Here is a 20,366-nt window from a genome sequence, read left to right as displayed (position 1 = left end):
ATAAAAATACAATCATAATTCTGATTGCATTTTACATGTAATTACTAAAAAGACGAAACGGCTCCTTTAAAGGAGCCGTAAAATAAATAGATTTGTCAGTAATGAATTACCGACTATAAAGGTAAAGCTTACCGTCACGAGCTTGGATCATCAGCTTATCTTGAACCGCTTGAGGGCGACTTAATAAACCGGAGCTATTTACCTCGTTTTGTGCAATGAATTTACCTGTCGTGGTATCAATCCAATGGAGATAACCTTCTGCATCACCAACCACTAAATAGCCATCAAAAATAGCCGGTGCGGTTAAATTACGATGTAGCAAATCTTCTTGTGTCCATAATGTCACACCATCTGATTTACGAACAGATAAAACACGGTCATTTTGGTCAACAAGGTAAAGGGTATCACCTAGTAGCACCATATCATTGACTGAACCTAAATCGCGTTTCCAAAGAATTTGCCCAGAACGCATATCAAGGCTAACTAAGTTACCGTTATACGCCATTGCATATACGGTATTTTCATCAATAATCGGTGTAATATCCACGTCACTTAATCGGCTAATTTCAGTAGAGCCTTTTATTTGTGAAATATTTTGTTGCCAAATCAACTGTCCTTGAGAAAGAACAACGGCACTAACACGTCCATTATCTGCACCAATAATTGCAGCACCATAAGCGACAGCTGGCGCAGATTCACCACGAAGAGATAATGATGGTGTATCTAAGTTAACCGTCCATGATATTTCGCCAGTTAATAAATCCAATCCTTGCAATAAGCCATTACTCGTATGGATAAGCACTAACCCATCGCTAACAACAGGTTTTGAAATGGCTTCGCCTGCAACATCGGTTTCCCAATCAATAGAACCATCATCAGTATTCAACGCATAGACTTTTGCTTTTTCAGTTCCCACAAAAACACGAGTACCTGAAACAGTCAATCCACCAGAAAGTAATGCGGATTCATTGGATGAAAGAAAACCAGTTTTGATAGAGAGATCTTGTGACCAGAGCTCTTTCCCTGTGTCCAAATCTAACGCTTTAACTAAGCCATGGCGATCAGCGACATAGACAACTGAGCCATCCCATGTTGGTGACAAATGAGAATAGTATTTACCAATACCATTTCCAACTGATTTGTCCCAAACAGCTCTAGGTGTAAATTGGCTCTGCACCTCAGGTAATGGAGACATTGTCACATTATCCTGTTCACTAGAACACCCTGCCAATAAAGCAGATGCTAGTAGACCAACCAGGAGAGTTTTACGCAGTTGCATGTCTGAAGATCCCTTTAATTGGATAAATTATTGAGTTTAAGTTCAACCAGTGAGCGAATAGCACCCGTATTTTCATCGGTTAATGCGCTACGGTAGGCTGCTGCAGCACCTGCGTTATCGCCTTTTTTCGCTAATACATCACCACGGATATAATTTTTCATTCCATTCCATGCTTTGCCTTTCACTTGCTCTAACGAAATCAAAGCTGCATCAGTTTTATCCAATGCTAATTGTACGCGAGCTAAACGAAGATGAAGCATATCTGCAAATGCATCATTTTTTACTTTTGCAACAGCCGTTGTCAGATGACGTTCACCATTAACTAAGTCATTAGCATCAATAGCAATTTGTGCAAGTTCTAACGACGCTAACGCGCCATAAACATCATTCGTGTCAGTAACAAATTTTTCAGCTAATGCAATATTTTCTGGTGTCGGTTTTGCTAGTGCTTCACTCACTGTTGCAAAAGCACTTGCACTTTCTTGTAAACGATTTGTTTGATGTGATTGCCAATATTTCCAACCAAATACACCACCAAACCCAATAACTGCGGCTAAAACAATGGTTAAACCGTAATTTTTTACAAACTGTTTAATTGCATCAACTTGTTCGTTTTCGGTGCTATACACTTCCACAAGTCTCTCCTTAACCTAATAACAGAGTCAATTGCTGAGCTAGCTCATGACGAGCAACGATTGTTTGTTCTCCTGAACGCAAATCTTTCACTGCAACGGTGCCGGCATTAATTTCATCTTCGCCTAAAATCAGCGCAATTTTAGCGCCTTGTTTATCTGCACGCCCTAACTGCTTTTTAAAGTTACCATTACCATGATTCGTCATTAAACGTAATGTGGGTAATTGGTCACGAATTTCTTCAGCAAGTATTAATGCTGCGCTTTGGCTCTTCTCACCAAAAGAAGCAAGATAAACATCAGCCACATTGGTATCTGCAACAAATTCAGGGTTAACCGCTTGAACTAATAAAATCATGCGCTCCATACCCATTGCAAAACCAACTGCTGGTGTTGGATGCCCGCCAAGTTGCTTTACAAGTCCATCATAACGTCCACCGGCACAAACGGTACCTTGTGAACCTAATGCGCTGGTAACCCACTCGAAAACAGTACGGTTATAATAATCTAAACCGCGCACTAAGCGCTGGTTAACACGATATGTAATACCTACAGCATCTAATAATGCACAAAGACCATCAAAGTGCGCTCTTGATTCGTCATCAAGATAATCAAAAAGTTCAGGCGCATCATTCAATAAAGTCTGAATTTCTGGATTTTTTGAGTCTAAAACGCGCAATGGATTAGAATACATACGACGTTTGCAGTCTTCATCTAACTGGTCAACATGCTGTTCTAAAAAGGCAACTAACGCTTCACGGTATTTAGCACGTGCTTCTAACGAACCAATAGAGTTAAGTTCTAATGTTACGTGTTCTGAAATACCTAATGCTTTCCACCAGCGCGCCGTTAACATAATTAACTCAGCATCAATGTCTGGACCTTGTAGACCAAAGACTTCTGCACCTAACTGATGGAATTGACGATAACGACCTTTTTGAGGACGCTCGTAACGGAACATAGGCCCTAAATACCATAAACGCTGTTCTTGATTGTAAAGCAAACCATGTTCGATACCTGCACGTACACAGCCCGCAGTATTTTCTGGACGTAATGTCAGGCTTTGTGCATCTTCACCACGATCGGTAAAAGTATACATTTCTTTTTCAACAACATCGGTAACTTCACCAATTGCTCGCTGAAATAGAGGGGTATGCTCTACGATAGGTGTTCTGATTTCACTAAAGCCGTAACCAGCCAAAATTTGTTTTAGCGTATTTTCAATTTTCTGCCATACACGAGTGTCAGCAGGTAGATAGTCGTTCATACCACGAATGGCTTGGATTTTTTGTGCCACTTTTCTTCTCTAATAGTTATTAGTTGATTGTTAGGCTGATTATAGAAGCGAAATCAATCAGTATTCAATGTGAAATCAAGAGTAAAACAGGCTCATTGATTAATGAGCCTGTTTTTTGAGTATTATTTATCCAACTGATTTATATTTATACGCATACTATCATCAAGCATTGACGCTTTAGCACGGATTTTCGCTTCTAATAAATCAATCATATTACCATTATCAAGACGTTCTTTTTGTCTTACGCCATCTTCATAAAAACCACTGCGGGTTTTAGCACCTGTTACACCTAACGTTGAAACTTCAGCTTCACCCGGCCCATTAACCACGCAACCAATAATAGAAACATCCATAGGTGTGATGATATCTTCCAAACGCTGTTCTAATTCATTAACTGTTCCAATCACATCAAATTCTTGGCGTGAACATGTTGGACAAGCAATAAAGTTAATACCGCGAGAGCGAATACGTAAAGATTTAAGAATATCAAAGCCGACTTTAACTTCTTCAACCGGATCGGCCGCTAATGAGATCCTTAGTGTATCGCCGATACCTTCTGATAATAAGATCCCAAGGCCGATTGCAGATTTAACTGATCCCGCTCTTGCGCCTCCGGCTTCTGTGATCCCAAGATGCAAAGGTTGATCTATTTTCTTTGCTAATAAGCGATAAGAGTCAACCGCAAGGAAAACATCAGAGGCTTTTACACTGACCTTGAATTGTTCAAAATTCAATCTATCAAGAATATCCACATGGCGCATTGCTGATTCAACTAACGCTTCAGGTGTAGGTTCACCATATTTTTCTTGAATATCTTTTTCAAGTGAACCACCATTTACGCCAATACGAATAGGAATATTGTTGTGACGAGCACAATCAACAACTTGGCGGATACGATCTTCACTACCAATATTACCTGGGTTGATACGCAAACAATCAACACCATATTCAGCCACTTTTAATGCAATACGATAGTCAAAATGGATATCAGCCACTAAAGGCACATTGACTTGTTGCTTGATTAATTTGAATGCTTCCGCAGCATCCATTGTGGGTACAGAAACACGAACAATATCCACCCCAACACGTTCCAGAGATTTTATCTGGCGAACAGTCGCTTCTACGTCTGTTGTTCGTGTATTCGTCATCGACTGTACGGCGATAGGTGCGCCATCGCCAACAGGAACATTACCAACATAAATTCGAGTCGATTTGCGACGAATAATAGGTGATTCTTTATGCATTGATTAATTCTCCCATGCTTCCATGCTTGCTCAAATGTGTAGTCAGATTAAGCGCTCGGTACTGTTATTTTTGCTATTTTTCCAGTAAAACGACTTAAATCAATTGATTCACCATTAAACTGTAAACGAGTAACAGAAGGTGCGCCTATTTTTAGTTTATAAGGTTGCTCACCATCAAATTCCAAACGATCACCCGCTTTCTTAATACCATTAAATAAGACTTTATTTTGGGCATTACGAATTTCTAACCAACATTCTCCATCAAACATTAACACGAGTTGATTCGCTATTGCAGGTACTTCTGATGACGCTGATTCTTGTGTTAAATTTGCACGAGAAGTCGTCGATGTAGTTAGCGGTGATACAGGTAATGGAACTGTTTTGACTTCTGTTGGTGCAGGTGTCGTCGTTTCAGTTGTTGGTGATGTAGCAACATTACTTTCCTGATTATCGACTAATGGCGATGCAGGTACTTGTAAATTATCACCTTCAGATGTTGACGTATTATCTAAGGTTGCTAATGGGGAATCTACCGTGTTGGTGTTTTCTTGTGTACTATTTTGCCCTATGTCTTGTGATGCCATAGAGACTAATTCTTGTTGATCTGCCTGATGACCTTGCCACCACCAAACGCCCACGAGCGCCACCATTACAATAACAATCACCCACGTAATTTTCATTAGCCAACCTTCACGTTTTTTGTGACGTTTACCTAATGAGTAATTTTGCGTGGTTGTCATTCTAATTTGTTTAACTGGGGCTTGTTGGTCGATAAAACCAAGGATCTCTTTTTCAGGAACGCCGACTAACTTAGCATAAGAGCGCATATAACCGCGTAAGAAGGTTGGTGCAATATCAGAAGAAACAGAGTCTGTTTCAATTTCGCGAACTGTTGATAACTTCAAACAAAGTCGATCAGCAACAGTTTGTTGTGTTAGCCCTACTTTTTCTCGTGCCTGACGTAAAAGTTGACCCGCTGTTAATTTCACTTCTTCGGTTTTGTTTTCAGTATTCATTAGCAATCTAGGCACTGTGGCTATTGGATGTTTAACATTGATGAACTCGCAAAAGCACAAAGTACCTTAACGTATCACCGCGAATTTTTTGATATTTTATGAAAATTTTGCTGACAGACCAAATAATCTGGCGGTATATCCTCAATTGACACACTATTATCGTTTAATAGTTTTTGTTCACAAAGGAAATTACCGTAACGCCTTAATACATTAACATTTACTGGCTTCGACTTCATCGCTAATTTGTAATAATCTAACGCTTGAATAGAATTTCCCAATAACTGCGATATTAACGCCATTCCTAAATTAGCATCGGGGTGATTTGGCATCACCGATAACACTTTTTGAAAATGATATTGCGCTATTTGGTATTGTCTTTCAGCTAAATAAGCATCACCTAATTGTAAACGTATCGACACAGCAACACGTTCTTGATTGGCTGACGATTGACAACCTAATGTCAATAACATCAAGCCAATAATTATAATTACTGATGATATCCTTATCATCGTTATATTCCTTAAATATATTCATCCTTGTTCTCTCTACATTGCAGTTATGTAATACACTTCACAAAGAAAGAGATCTCCAACTGTATCAGACTGCTTTTACTGAAATTAGTTCACCTTGCTGGCGTTTTTTCAGCGTGCGTTTTGTGCGATCAATAACATCACCCGCTAATTGCCCACACGCAGCATCAATATCATCACCACGTGTTTTACGCACAATCGTTGTAAAGCCATATTCCATTAATACTTTAGAAAAACGGTCAATGCGACTATTAGAACTACGCCCATATGGCGCTCCTGGGAACGGGTTCCAAGGAATTAAGTTAATTTTGCACGGCGTGTCTTTTAAAAGATCGGCTAATTGATGAGCTTGTTCTGTACTGTCATTAATATGATCAAGCATGACATACTCAATAGTAACACGCCCTTGGTTCGCATTTGATTTGGCAATATAGCGACGAACACCTTCAAGAAACATTTCAATATTATATTTCTTATTAATTGGAACGATTTCATCACGAATGTCATCCGTTGGCGCATGTAATGAAATAGCTAAAGCAACATCAACGGCATCACCTAATTTATCTAATGCAGGTACAACGCCAGATGTAGATACGGTGACTCGGCGTTTAGATAAACCAAAACCAAAATCATCCATCATGATTTCAAGCGCTGGAATAACATTATTTAAATTTAGTAATGGCTCTCCCATTCCCATCATAACAACGTTAGTAATAGGACGACGCCCTGTCTCTTTTAATGAGCCAATAATTTTAGCTGCACGCCAAACTTGCCCTATAATTTCAGACACTTTTAGATTACGGTTAAAGCCTTGCTGTGCAGTTGAACAGAATTTACACTCTAAAGCGCACCCTACTTGTGAGGAAACACATAACGTTGCACGATCATCTTCTGGGATATACACCGTTTCTACTTGTTGATCGCCAACCTTAATTGCCCATTTAATCGTGCCATCTGTTGAACGTTGTTCTTCAGACACTTCAGGTGCTTTAATTTCAGCAATTTCTTTTAATTTATTGCGTAACACCTTGTTGATGTCTGTCATTTGATCAAAATCGTCATAACAGTAGTGGTACATCCACTTCATAATTTGGTCAGCACGGAAAGGTTTTTCGCCCATAGAGACAAAAAGCTCACGCATCTGTTTACGATTTAAATCTAACAGATTAATTTTAGTTTTTTGATTCACAATATTTTCTTTAGAAACAGCGACCGAAGCGCTTGGCGCTGGAGTGATAGATTGGGTCATGACATTGCCTCGTTGTTACACTATGCGGCCTGCATTAGCATTGATGCTAATGGGATACTTATATATTTGTATAATTAAACAATAATAAAAAACGCCCTATTAATAATCAAACAGGGCGTCGCATTGTACTGTTTTTCGCGTAGAGATGCTAATAAATTAGCGCGCGCAAATTTCGTTTTCAGTGAAGAAGTAGGCAATTTCGCGAGCCGCAGACGCTTCCGAATCAGAACCGTGTACCGCGTTTTCAGTAAAGCTATCAGCGTAGTCAGCACGTAATGTGCCTGCTAATGCGTTATCTGGGTTAGTTGCGCCCATCAGATCACGATGACGTTGGATCGCGTTTTCGCCTTCTAATACTTGAACCATAATTGGACCAGAAGTCATAAATTCAACTAAACCATCAAAGAAAGGACGGCCTTTGTGCTCTTCATAAAAGCCTTCAGCTTGTTCACGTGTTAAATGCAACATTTTAGCTGCAATGATGCGAAAACCAGCACTTTCAAAGCGATGATAGATAGCGCCAATAACATTTTTTTTCACTGCATTTGGTTTAATAATAGAAAAAGTGCGCTGAATAGCCATGTCTTACCTCTAAATTATTTTATTAATGATAACTTTTGTTATCTCTTTTATCGCAGATCATGGAAAAACGAATCAAAAACCGCATTCCCTGCAAAAAATAAGGGCTCGATTATAGGAGGATCAAAATGAATTGCACAGATTGAATCACCTTTTTTTTTAAGAAACTGTGGCAAAAAAGTTATAAATTATCGATCTAATCACATTTTTAATGTTTTCCATGTTCAAACTAAAAAGTAAGAATAAAAAAGAACCATAATGAAACACTATTAATCATCCTTTTATCTTTATTAACAAAGCGTATTTTAATTAAAAATCACTCTGTTCTCGTTTATCTCATCCTTTCAGTTTAACGGAATATAAAATTAACCATATTCGTTTGACCACTTAGATCAAGCACCGATAATTGATATTTACCGCGTTTCTCTAATAAATAAGAGAACGTTTCACCGTTTTCCGTCTTCCCTACTTGTTCTCCATTCAAAAACCACCATTGCATACCTCTTCCTCCTTGGGTTGAAACTGTTATCTCTAGATTAGTTTCACCAGGTAATGGCTTTAGTAAATCACCGGCACGAATACCTGAAATAAACAGAGGAATGATGTCTTCTTTAATAGGCGGACAAGTTTGAGAAATCGGAGGTAACCGTTTTGCTCTACGCTCTTTTTCAGGTAACCATGCTTCTAATGCTATCGGCCATAATGCAATATCTTTTAGCTCTGCATTAGGGCAATTAGGCCCTGTTCGTTTTCCTTCATTATCTAACCAAATTTTTTCGTTGATCCCCAAAAGGCCTTCTTGATTGTCATTTAATAAAGTAGGCGGAATTGTGTTATCTAAGATCCAACTTCGACGGCTGACTCTACAGTTACTATCTTCTTTAGGTAATGCCTTACCCGTTGGCCAACAGATCGTCGCTGCTGTCACACTATTAGGTCGTAAATCTATTGGTGGTCTCTGTTTATTTTGATAAAAATAGCCTGTGAGTAAGTTATTGATCTGATTCATAATAGGTACCGCTGTCGCAAAACCAAATTGTCCAGCAACAGGTGTTCCATCGGGTCTACCTACCCAAACTCCAATGGTGTAACGCGCATTCACACCAATAGACCATGCATCACGATAGCCATAACTGGTACCTGTTTTCCAAGCCAAAGGCACAACAGGCGAAATTGCACTATCTGGACGAGGTCTGGCTTCTCCCGCTAAGATACGCCTTGTGATCCACGCAGAGCCCGGCGACATTAACACCCTATTTTCAATTATCTGTTCTGGCTTAAACCGCAAAGGTGCTGTTTTTCCTTGCCTTGCGAGCGCACTAAAGGCGGAGACAAGTTCATCCATTCGTGTTGCTGTTCCACCTAAAATTAGAGCTAAATTTGGCTCTGAACCATAAGGGAAACGCATTTCAAGATGGTTATGACGCAGTTTTGCTGCAAACTTCTTTGCACCATATACTTCTATTAGTTGTACCGCAGGTAGATTCAAAGAGCGACTTAATGCTTCACTGGCACTAACAGCTCCATTAAACCCGGAGTCAAAATTACCAGGACGATAATTCTCAAACTGGCGAGGAACATCTTGTAAGAGTGACTCTGCATGAATAAGCCCCTCATCTAATGCCAATGCATAAATAAATGGCTTTAATGTTGAACCCGGTGAACGCCATGCGCTGATCATATCAACATGGCCAAAACGCGAATTATCATTGAAATCCGCAGAACCAACATATCCTTTAACGCTCATATCAGTATGATCAACAACTAAAATAGCTAAAGATGTTTTATCTGCTAGCTGATATTTCCATTGATTGGCAATATCTTCGAGTTGTCGTTGAATATTAATATCAATCGTTGTTGTAATAACGGGATCTCGCTTTTCGTTATACATACGACGAGCAAGCAATGGTGCCAATTGTGGCGTTTGTCTTGGTGCTAATAAGACTTGTTCTTCCTTAATTTCATCCACTTTTTCTTGTGGCCATATCTGATATTCTGCCAACCTATCTAGCACTTTATCACGAGCAGCTTGAGCCCGTTCAGGATATCTATCAGGTCGCAAGCGACTTGGTGCTTGCGGTAATACAGCCATTAATGTTGCTTCACCCGCGGACAAATCAGCGGGCGATTTACCTAAATAAGCCCAACTTGCCGCACCAATACCTTCTAACGTACCGCCAAAAGGTGCTTTATTAAGATAAATCTCCAGAATTTCATCTTTTGAGTAATACCATTCTAATTGCAAGGTACGCCAAAGCTGTTTAATTTTCCCCCCTAAAGTTCGAGAATGAGGATCAATAAGGCGTGCTACTTGCATTGATAATGTACTTCCCCCTGACACAATTCTTCCTGAACTTAAGTCTTGCCATGCTGCGCGTAATATAGCCATTGGATTAACGCCAGGATGTTGATAAAACCAGCGATCTTCATAGGTAATGAGGGCTTCTAAATATTCAGGAGAAACATCTGCAAGTTTGACGCGATAACGCCACACGCCCTCTTTGTCAGCAAAGCGCCAAAGAGGGGTGCCATCTTGCGCCGTGACAATCGTTGCGATTTGAGGTTCAGGATCAGGGAGAGGCCAAATTTTGTCTGCGATCCAGGCCAAAATAGGCGTTACAAACAGAAAAATAATGATAACAGCAATGAGCCGTTTATATCCTAGTTTCATTCAATCACTCAAAGGGAAAAGCCCCTTCCGAAGAAAGGGCTACAAGATTTAAGGAACAATATCAATCTTGGCTTCTGTTGAACCTATTGCTCGCCAGTAAGGCACATACATTGATTCAACTTGTGGAGGTGGTACTTGATAGCTCCCTGGTGTAACTGCTCTTGCTAAATAAAGTAAGGTTGTCGGGCGATATCTATCTACAGAAACCGCAGCAACAAACCGATCATCACGATACTCAAGGTGCTTAATATTTGCTTGCCCCATATCGTCGATAAACTCCTGCAAGTCAGCCGCACTATCACTTAAACTTGCACTGCTTGATGCTAAATTTTGGTTTTCAATTTCCAGACCAGCTGGTAATAAATCAACAACTAAAGCATCAGGCACATCTCTATTTGCTGAAACTTCCAGTTTCACTACCAGCATTTCACCACTTTGTAAGCGATTTGGATGAACACGATTTCCTTTCAAGTCGTAATAACTACGATGAACATTTAACACGTTACTATAAGGTGCAGGAGCCACTTTCGGATAGCCTACGATATTCATACGAGAATAAATCGCAGCACCACCACGGTTGTTTAGCTCCAACCCTTCTTGTAATTGCGTTGATGTTAATGTTTCATTCACCGCACGATCGCTACTGATTGCAGGGACTTGGCGATTTACAGCGACTTCCCAAGGTTGCTCAGACATATTAATAAAGAAGCGACCCGCAAGATATAAAGAGTTGCTTTCTTGTGTTGAGAACCATTCACGACTCGTTAAGTTATCTGATAACGTAATCACACTTGCATCACGAGATTGTGTTTCAAGATTATTTTCACTTAATAAAGCAATAATTAACGCTTGGTCACGAATAACACTACCGTAATCACCTAACCCATAATTATATTTACGAGTAGTCGTAACACCTTCTGCAATTAAACCTTCTGCACGACTGTTATCACCCATCAGTTTTAATGCAATGCCTAATTGAACTAACGCCAGGCCACTACCAGCATCATTTCGCTCAAGGTAAAGGCGACGTAATTCACCTAAAGGTACTTTTTGCTGATTCGCTAATACCAGTGCTGCGTATGCTCTAGCAGAGAAACGGGCAGCATCTTGGTTAACCGCATATTCATAGTTAACTAAGCTTTTATCTTGTAAATAACGTAATAAGCGATCATTGGCACGTTTTAATGGATCCGCTGGAACAGCATAACCTTGTTGTGAAGCGCGGAATAAAAAGTCAGTGGCATAGGCGGTTAACCAATACTCTTCACGTCCATCTTGGCTCCATAAAGAGAATCCTCCCTCTGCTTTTTGCATTGTCAGCAGGTGGGCAATACCTTTTTCAATCGCTACTTTTCTATCTGCATCTGTTTGCGTTTTAATTCCTAATTGCTTTAACTCTTTTTCTGTTGAATATAAAGAAGGATAAAGCCCACTGACGGTTTGTTCTAAGCAACCATAAGGGTAAGCAAACAACTCTCTTACATAACGTGCAATCTGTAATGGAGGACGGCTTGTCAGTAATAATTCACCTTCAAGCGTTGAGTGATTAAAACGATTTAAAACGTCTGTTGGCAAACGCCACGTCTCACCATCTTGTAACGTACTTGCATAATGGAGTGTTTCTGCCGGATAAGCAGGACGAACACCTATATTCCATGTGTTGTGATAAGGCTTAATTTGTTCACCTGGTACTTTAATACCATAAATAGACAGTGAGAATTCACCTTGACCAAAGCCATGTTTGGCTTTTACTGGAATTTGAATTTGAGTACGTTCACCTTTTGTCAGCGATACCGTTTTACTTTCTGCACCTCCTAATCCCACCAGACCAGACGCGGTGTAATTTAACGTAATAGATTGTGCATCATCGGTAAGATTGGTTAGATCTAAAGACAACAGTGCATTATCACCACCCGCCATAAATCGAGGCAATGAAAGTTGGGTCACTAAAGGAGCCGCTATAACCACTTTGCCTTCTTGGCTACCAAATTTATCAGCTGTCCAAGCTTGGGCCATTAAACGCACTTCGCCATTAAATTCAGGAATAGGTAAGGAAACTTCCCCCTCACCTTGGGCATTTAATTTTATAGGTGCTGTTTGTTGGGCAATGATTTGCACATCTGTTAACGGTTTTTTACCACCACGAGATAACGCAGCTGCTTCACCACCATCACCACCAAAACGTAGATTTGCTAAACGACCTTGCCCTTCAATTAATTGCCCATAAACATCATATTGATCGATGCTGTAACGTTTACGACCAAAGAAGGCATCGTAAGGATCAGGCGTTTTATATTCTGTGATATTTAATACACCCGTATCCACTGCAGAAACTAACACATTAATATTTTCAGGTAATGGCTGACCTGCAACAGGATCCGCTTTAATGCGGATTTTTAAATCTTGGTTAGGGCGAATTTTTTCAGGTACATCAAGTGAAATATCAATACGACGGTTTTTATCCTGTAATGGTAAATGCAAAATACCAACAGCACGTTTTACAGTCGCTTGTTTTGACGTATCACCTGGCCTTACGACCACAGATGTTAGATAGAGATCGTGTCTTGCCCATTCTTTGTTAATAGGCACTTCAACATCAAGCCCTTTTTCTGGTACATCAATTTCTTGCCACCATAAAGGCCCATTACTCGACTCTAGTAAGACATAACCTTTACCTGGATGAGGCGCTACAATGTTTAACTTCACTTTCTCGCCCGGTAAATAACCTTCTTTATCCAGTTTAAGTTTAACTTGGTCAGGTCTTACCGCACCTGTTCCACCGGTGTTATCCATCCAAGAATAACCCGCCCAGAACCGTAAACTACTGACTAATTCTGTTTTAGGATCGACCACTTCAATACGGTAAGAACCCCATTCAACAGGAAAGGCCACTTTTGCTGTGCCGTCTTTCGCTATTTTGATGGTTTGTTCATCCATTTGCAGATCTTTTTCGTTATAACCAGATTCCCAGCCATTCGAACTAGACCAACGCCAATAATAATCATGGCGCTCATAGATAAACTTCACTTTAAGATCGTTAGCGGGTAGCTTTTTACCATCTTGATCTGTATAGACAATTTCAAATTCAGCCATTGAGTTTTCATCAACACTGTAACCTGATTTATATTTGTCCGTACGATAGTCATAAACTTCTTTTTTAGGGAAGACTGGACGAATACCCGCAAGATGAGTAGCAGGCCAAACAGCTTGCTGATAACGGCGAGTCACAGGGCGCCCACCCGCTTCAAGCAAGCTTGCTTGTAGAATAATATTGATTGGTGATTTCAACTCAGCATAGCGTTCACTATCAACGCTTAACTCACCTTCACCATCAGAGTCTAAATTAAGTTCAAACTCATCCAGTAAACGGCTAAAGTTTTCATCTTTTACAGAACCAAATTCATAGCCAGGCAATTGACTCACGGCTTCACGAGTGCTTTTTAAGAAAACTTGCCCTTGTAAGCGATTATCCGCGGCCGGTGCGCCATAAAGATAGCGACCTTTGATATCAAAATAAGCGTCATTACCGCTTAATAAAATGCCTTTTTTACCGGTGATTTCTAATGCCATTCGCTCTGGCATAAAGTCTTCTACCTGAAACTCATAGAAACGAGGTGTACCATCACCAATATCAAAACGTAAAGTACGCGTACCCGTATTTTCATCAGTAGGAATAGTTAACTTTAATTGGTAAAGCCCATTTTCAGGTTGCCATACAAAACTACGTGAAACTTGGCCATCCGTTTTGAGTAAGTCAACTTTAACAGGCTGTTCTTTAATTGGATTACCATCGCCATCACGCAGTAATGCATTAACAATTAAGGTTTCACCGGGACGATAGAGATCACGAGGGCCAAAGGCAAAAAATTGTTTGCTATAACCTTGAGGACCACCTATATCAAACTCAGAAAGATCAAGTGCAGGTTTACGCAAATCAATCATACTCGTTTGACCATCACGAATAGCCATTAATAAACGAGCTTTATCACTTTTATCAAGTGTCGCATGTCCTTGACTATCGGTTTGAGCTTTAGAAATAAGCCCACCTTTTTCATCCAACAGCCGAATTTCTACTTTATCTAATGCAACACCATTTTTAAGTGATTGGGTAAAAATATCTATTGTATCAAGATAGCTGTGCATCGACAGTCCGATATCACTAAAAGTGAATACCGTAGCAGGAACCGTATAAGAGTATTTACCCGCTTGTTGCATTACAGCAATATAGGCACCTTCTTTTTTCAGAGCATCTATTGATTTTAGTGGTAATAATACATTTTCACGGGTGTTTCTTTCTGTATTTAGCTCGAAACGGCCGGTATAAACCAAATCAGCTTGAGATAAAAATTCATCTGATTCCCAATAGTTAATATTGGAACGGCTTTCCCATTGCGTTAAGAATTGAGCCAATTGCTCGTCTTTTACACGGAAAAAGTTAACATCCACTTGATCTACATTTAAGGCAATAATAGGTAAGCCTTCAGCCGCATCAAACGGTAATAACGATCCTTTACTGGTAAATCCAACCGAAGGAAAAATTTCTTCTGTGGTCAACTTCTGACTAAAAGGCGTCGTTAATGTACGCTCATTAATACCTTTGATTTTTTCATCAATGGTTAAATTTAATTCTGTAGACGGTGGTAAATGACGGAAACGCAATTCCATCAGGTTATCCGATAACTCCCACGCACCTTCTAATTTTCCTTTTTTGGTATCAACAAGATGAATGACGTTATCAAACTTTTGGTCTGGATCAAGTGGTACAGAGAAAGTCACCACCATGGTACTCGCGCCATCACGTTGCAATTCTGATGCATCTAATACAGTGACATCTTTTCCTGCAAAACGCATAGCCAACTCATCACGAACTTCTTTGCTTTTTAATGCAGTTTCATTATTCGTTTTTGTTGTAACTGCTGATTTTTCGCTAGTTTGAGTGGCGGTGTCGGGTGTTTTTTGAGCTGAATTTTGTTGCTCAGTTGTTTGTGTGTTTTGCGCTTTGTCTGTTGATGATGCGCTTTCATCAGCTTTGTCATCACAACCAGTCAGTGCCAACACAGACGCCAATACAACAGCAAGCGAGCACCAACGATAGCCCCTCTTTTCTGTATATTGTCTAAATTGGTTTTGATTCATATCCATTTCCTTTAAATTCAACCCCTGAATAATCCGATGTTTATACAGGCTGGGCAGAGATAATATAGATTTTTCTTTGTTCTAATAAGATAAAAAATAACAATATTGGCTATATTTTATCGAATATGACGAAATTCTTTACAGTGAAAAGTACCTCTATTTTCACATTAAAAATAAAGTTACAATAAAACAATGTGTTATGTGAAAATGCAAACAATTTGCTAATCTAGTCAATTTTCTATTATAGGATAAAAAAAAGCGATATCTCATGAGATATCGCCTAAATATAGGAAGGTCGATTAGGTATTTAAATTAACGATTGGAATTCCCTTTCTTAGGAAGCCACCTAATTTGCGTTGATAAAAAGGTGATACGTGATGGATCATAAAATGACTCACCCCTTTTTCCTCTTTATTTACAAAACAAAAATCAAGAGATTGACCTTCTTCTAGATATTCAAAAGTAGCGCCTGCAGCTTGTGGGAGTATCTGCGCAATGACGTCTTCTTCTCCAGTTATCTCTAACCCAATAAGATAAAACGATTCTTCATTATCTTGCTCCTGAGCATTAACAATAAAAGCTCGGCGAATAGGTTTATGTTCACCAAAAAATTCGCTTAATGCCATTGTCAGTTTTTCAGGCTGTGGCTCTAGTATACTTAATGTTAGAGAAGAACCTTCAACAGAAACAATTTCTTGTGTCTCAAATTGTTCAGATACACCCATTACGAACTCCAAATCCAATAACGTTTATTATTTTGCTTTTGCTAATAACAGATTTGCGATAGAACGCACACCATAACCTGTCGCACCTGCTGCCCATTGTTCGACAGAAGATTTTCTGTAAGTTGCTGAACAATCGATATGTACCCAACCTTTTTTATAGTCAGTGACAAAGTGCGATAAGAAAGCGGCGGCTGTACTTGCTCCCGCAGTATGCGAAGGTGCGGCAATATTATTCAGATCAGCAAAACTTGAAGGCAATTGGCTACGGTGAAAATCAGCTAATGGTAAACGCCAGAATAATTCATTTTCTTGTTCAGCACTTGCCAATAATTCATTCGCTAATTGGTCATCGAAACTTAATACTGAATGATAGTCATTACCCACAGCGACTTTAGCTGCACCTGTTAATGTTGCAGCATCAATAATCAATTCTGGTGCAATATTGCTTGCATCAATTAAGCCATCCGCTAATACTAAACGGCCTTCCGCATCCGTATTCATAATTTCAACTGATTTACCATTACGGTAACGAATAATATCACCTAATTTAAAGGCATTACCACTGACCATGTTATCTGCAATACACAGCAACAATTTCACGCGTTTATTCAAACCACGAGTAATCGCTAATGCTAAAGCGCCCGCTAACGTTGCAGCTCCCCCCATATCGGCTTTCATTGAATTCATTGATGATGAAGGTTTGATGCTATAACCACCAGAGTCAAAAGTAATACCTTTACCGACTAAACAAGCAAATACAGGAGCATCGCTATCTTTGGTTGGGTTAAAATCTAATGCTAAATAGACAGGATCACGAGAAGAGCCACGGCCTACAGTATAAATACCAGCATAGTTTTGTTCGCGCAGATCTGCGCCTTTAGTGATCTTATAGCTGATATCGTCTTTATCCAGACCACAGAAAAGATCCACCGTACGTTGTGCCAGTTGCTCTGGGCCTAATTCTTCAGCTGGTGTATTAATCGTGTCTCTAACCCAATCAACGATACGAATACGTGATTCTAATTCGTGTTTATCCGCTTCGCTCAATTGTGGCCATTCGATAGAACGGGCGCCTTTAGGTGCTCTAAAGCCTAACCAAAAAGCCCAGCTACGCTCTATATCCCAACCTTCGCCAACAAGAGCAACATTACGAATACCTTGGCTATCAACTTTACGTCCACCACGCTGAATAGCGCCTAAACGGTTTTCTTCCGTTAAATGGATTGTCATGCCTGTTTCGCTAGTGCTAATTAGTGCTTTTTCTCCCCAACATGCTGCTGCAGGTTCATTTGACAGCATGATAGGCATAATTTGTTTATTCATTTATTATCTCACTTATTATTACTGGTGGCAGTTAACCTATTCAGACTACCAGATATTTATCGTTTAGCGTGATCAATTTACTGCAAAAACCAAGAGGTCACCATTCCCCCTCAGTGTTCTTCTACATTTACATGATATTCCTCGAAGAAGATCTCACAATAAAATATCTGAACTTCCCTCTTTATGGTTATTTTTAAATCACTGACAACGTAAAAGGTGAAAGTTCATAATGCAAAAAGACCGGCAATAAGCCAGTCTTTTCAATTTACAATGTCATCATTTATTCAAATTCATCAAGCCAAACAAGCAAAATAGCTTCAAGAATTTTTTCATTTGATTTTTGTGGATCGTCATCAAAACCGTCTAAATCACAGATCCACTGATGCATATCAGTAAAGCGTACCGTTTTAGGATCGGTGTCAGGGTAAAGATCATATAATGCTTCCCCTATTTCACGCGTATCACTCCATTTCATACTTGGCTCCTAAAATTAGTGCTCTCTTGCATGGTTAATCGAATATTTAGGGATCTCAACGACTAAATCTTCGTCAGTCACTTTAGCTTGGCAACTTAAACGACTTTCCGGCTCTAAACCCCATGCTTTATCTAGCATATCGTCTTCAAGCTCTGAGCTCTCTTCTAGTGAATCAAAACCTTCACGTACCACACAGTGGCAAGTTGTACATGCACAAGACATTTCACAAGCATGCTCGATTTCAATACCATTGCGTAATGCAACATCAAGAATTGACTCACCTTCTGTTGCATCAACAACAGCACCTTCAGGGCACAGTGTGCTATGGGGTAAAAATACAATTTTAGGCATAGTTATATCTCGTCCACAGAATGACCTGCCAACGCTTGACGAATAGAGGAATCCATTCGACGCGCTGCAAAATCCTGAGTTTGCTTATCCAGTAGTTTAATCGCGTTTTCAATGGCAACAGGATCTGTCCCTTCAACGCTCTCTATTAAGGTATCTACAACTTTGTCGATAGCGATTTTCTCATCTTCATTTAACAGATGAGCATCTTCTTCTAATGCTGCGGTTAAACTTTCTAACACACGCGCTGCTTCGACTTTTTGCTCGGCTAGACGACGAGCTTGTAAATCTTCTTGGGCATTTTCCATCGAAGATTGGATCATCTTAGCGATGTCAGTATCACTAAGACCATAAGAGGGTTTGACTTGTACTGAGGCTTCAACACCCGTTGATTTTTCCATAGCACTGACACTCAATAAGCCATCAGCATCAACTTGGAATGTCACACGAATATGAGCACCACCCGCCGCCATCGGTGGAATACCACGTAATGTAAAACGAGCTAGAGAACGACAATCGCTAACCAATTCACGCTCACCTTGAACAACATGAACACTCATGGCTGTTTGGCCATCTTTAAATGTTGTAAATTCTTGTGCTCTAGCAACAGGAATGGTGGTATTGCGAGGAATAACCTTCTCAACTAATCCGCCCATCGTTTCAAGGCCAAGAGAAAGCGGAATAACATCCAGCAACAACATTTCACTATCAGGTTTATTACCCACCAAAATGTCAGCTTGGATGGAAGCACCTATGGCAACCACTTTATCTGGATCGATAGAGGTTAAAGGTTCACGTTTAAAATAATCACCCACCATTTGGCGAACTAATGGCACACGCGTCGAACCACCAACCATAACCACTTCGAGGATCTCATCTATTTCAACACCGGCATCTTTTAATGCGCGACGAACAGATAAAAGAGTACGTTTTACTAAAGATTGAATTAATGACTCAAACTCTGCACGAGTAATTTCACCTTTCCAACCATTAATACTGATATCAGCAACATCACTATTACTTAATGCAATTTTAGTTTCTGATGCAACATCAAGCAATTGACGTTGTAATACAGCATCTTTTTGATGGCCAAAACCTGCGCGTTCTCTTATCCAATCCGCCAGCATCGTATCAAAATCATCGCCACCTAAAGCGGTATCACCACCGGTTGCCAAAACTTCAAAAACACCTTTAGTTAAACGTAAAACAGAAATATCAAAAGTCCCACCACCTAAGTCATAAACAACAATGGTGCCCTCTTTTCCTGAATCTAAACCATAAGCGATAGCCGCTGCTGTTGGTTCGTTTAATAAACGTAAAACATGCAACCCCGCACGACGAGCCGCTTCTTTTGTACCTTGGCGTTGAGCATCATCAAAATACGCAGGTACTGTGACCACAACACCATCAAGCTCACCACCTAATGATTGTGTTGCACGATCTGCCAATGCTTTTAAGATGTCAGCAGAGACTTGGATTGGATCGACAATGCCCGCCACTGTTTTAATTAACGGTAATCCATTGTCATTTTCATGAAAATGATAAGGAAGATTTGGATAACGGCTTGTCACATCACTTAGTGAGCGACCCACCATTCTTTTAATTGAACTTATCGTGTTAGCAGGATCTTTTTCTGCTTCTTTTTTAGCATTCCAACCAACGTTAATATTATCAACTTGATACTGCACAACAGATGGCAATAAATAGCGACCTTCGTTGTCTGAAAGCGCTTCGGCTTGCCCACTACGTACAGTGGCAACTAATGAGTGTGTCGTTCCTAAATCAATACCTGCTGCAAGTCTGCGCTGATGCGGTGCAGGCGTTTGACCTGGTTCACTAATTTGTAATAATGACATAACAGT

15 protein-coding genes are annotated in these 20,366 nt (G+C 39.9%); all 15 read right to left on the bottom strand.

The features are described from left to right. Window positions 1-106: 106 nt before the first annotated feature. The 15 genes from bamB to hscA all read right to left on the bottom strand — a co-directional run bounded on the left by bamB (window position 107) and on the right by hscA (window position 20,360). Window positions 107-1,279 carry an outer membrane protein assembly factor BamB gene (gene bamB, locus GWJ05_RS11375; RefSeq protein ID WP_036935431.1) on the bottom strand — a complete coding sequence of 391 codons (1,173 nt, stop codon included), beginning with the start codon at window positions 1,277-1,279 and terminating at the stop codon, window positions 107-109. A 14-nt stretch (window positions 1,280-1,293) separates the two neighbouring features. Next, complete coding sequence (locus GWJ05_RS11370) at window positions 1,294-1,914, bottom strand: YfgM family protein (RefSeq protein ID WP_036935429.1); 621 nt, start codon at window positions 1,912-1,914, stop codon at window positions 1,294-1,296. Window positions 1,915-1,924: 10 nt separating this feature from the next. Beyond that, window positions 1,925-3,208, bottom strand: coding sequence for a histidine--tRNA ligase (gene hisS / locus GWJ05_RS11365; protein WP_036935427.1), 1,284 nt, complete (start codon window positions 3,206-3,208; stop codon window positions 1,925-1,927). Window positions 3,209-3,330: 122 nt separating this feature from the next. Continuing rightward, window positions 3,331-4,452, bottom strand: coding sequence for a flavodoxin-dependent (E)-4-hydroxy-3-methylbut-2-enyl-diphosphate synthase (gene ispG / locus GWJ05_RS11360; protein ID WP_036935425.1), 1,122 nt, complete (start codon window positions 4,450-4,452; stop codon window positions 3,331-3,333). A 47-nt stretch (window positions 4,453-4,499) separates the two neighbouring features. Continuing rightward, window positions 4,500-5,468 (bottom strand): cytoskeleton protein RodZ, encoded by a 969-nt coding sequence (gene rodZ, locus GWJ05_RS11355; RefSeq protein ID WP_036935423.1) that lies wholly within the window; start codon window positions 5,466-5,468, stop codon window positions 4,500-4,502. A gap of 74 nt (window positions 5,469-5,542) precedes the next feature. After that, the gene (locus tag GWJ05_RS11350) at window positions 5,543-5,977 is read right to left on the bottom strand and encodes a hypothetical protein (protein ID WP_036935421.1); all 435 of its coding nucleotides are present in this window, start codon (window positions 5,975-5,977) and stop codon (window positions 5,543-5,545) included. An 88-nt stretch (window positions 5,978-6,065) separates the two neighbouring features. Next, complete coding sequence (locus GWJ05_RS11345) at window positions 6,066-7,247, bottom strand: bifunctional tRNA (adenosine(37)-C2)-methyltransferase TrmG/ribosomal RNA large subunit methyltransferase RlmN (RefSeq protein ID WP_036935419.1); 1,182 nt, start codon at window positions 7,245-7,247, stop codon at window positions 6,066-6,068. A gap of 156 nt (window positions 7,248-7,403) precedes the next feature. Further along, complete coding sequence (gene ndk / locus GWJ05_RS11340; RefSeq protein ID WP_036935417.1) at window positions 7,404-7,829, bottom strand: nucleoside-diphosphate kinase; 426 nt, start codon at window positions 7,827-7,829, stop codon at window positions 7,404-7,406. A 346-nt stretch (window positions 7,830-8,175) separates the two neighbouring features. Beyond that, entirely contained in the window at window positions 8,176-10,497 is a 2,322-nt protein-coding gene (gene pbpC / locus GWJ05_RS11335; protein ID WP_161681414.1) for a peptidoglycan glycosyltransferase PbpC, read from the bottom strand. Between the two features lie 48 nt (window positions 10,498-10,545). After that, the gene (locus GWJ05_RS11330; protein ID WP_161681413.1) at window positions 10,546-15,639 is read right to left on the bottom strand and encodes an alpha-2-macroglobulin family protein; all 5,094 of its coding nucleotides are present in this window, start codon (window positions 15,637-15,639) and stop codon (window positions 10,546-10,548) included. 293 nt (window positions 15,640-15,932) lie between these two features. Continuing rightward, entirely contained in the window at window positions 15,933-16,358 is a 426-nt protein-coding gene (locus GWJ05_RS11325; RefSeq protein WP_036935410.1) for an enhanced serine sensitivity protein SseB C-terminal domain-containing protein, read from the bottom strand. A gap of 27 nt (window positions 16,359-16,385) precedes the next feature. Continuing rightward, the gene (pepB, locus tag GWJ05_RS11320) at window positions 16,386-17,681 is read right to left on the bottom strand and encodes an aminopeptidase PepB (protein ID WP_036935407.1); all 1,296 of its coding nucleotides are present in this window, start codon (window positions 17,679-17,681) and stop codon (window positions 16,386-16,388) included. 280 nt (window positions 17,682-17,961) lie between these two features. Next, the gene (gene iscX, locus GWJ05_RS11315) at window positions 17,962-18,156 is read right to left on the bottom strand and encodes a Fe-S cluster assembly protein IscX (RefSeq protein ID WP_036935405.1); all 195 of its coding nucleotides are present in this window, start codon (window positions 18,154-18,156) and stop codon (window positions 17,962-17,964) included. Between the two features lie 15 nt (window positions 18,157-18,171). Then, entirely contained in the window at window positions 18,172-18,507 is a 336-nt protein-coding gene (fdx, locus tag GWJ05_RS11310; RefSeq protein ID WP_006533442.1) for an ISC system 2Fe-2S type ferredoxin, read from the bottom strand. Between the two features lie 2 nt (window positions 18,508-18,509). Further along, window positions 18,510-20,360, bottom strand: a complete 1,851-nt coding sequence (gene hscA / locus GWJ05_RS11305; RefSeq protein WP_036935402.1) for a Fe-S protein assembly chaperone HscA — start codon at window positions 20,358-20,360, stop codon at window positions 18,510-18,512. Between the last annotated feature and the right edge of the window lie 6 nt (window positions 20,361-20,366).

The sequence above is a fragment of the Proteus sp. G2626 genome (assembly GCF_009915985.1).
GTDB lineage: Bacteria > Pseudomonadota > Gammaproteobacteria > Enterobacterales > Enterobacteriaceae > Proteus > Proteus vulgaris.
Note: the sequence above shows the minus strand (reverse complement) of the source record. Positions and strands in the feature narration are given on the sequence as shown.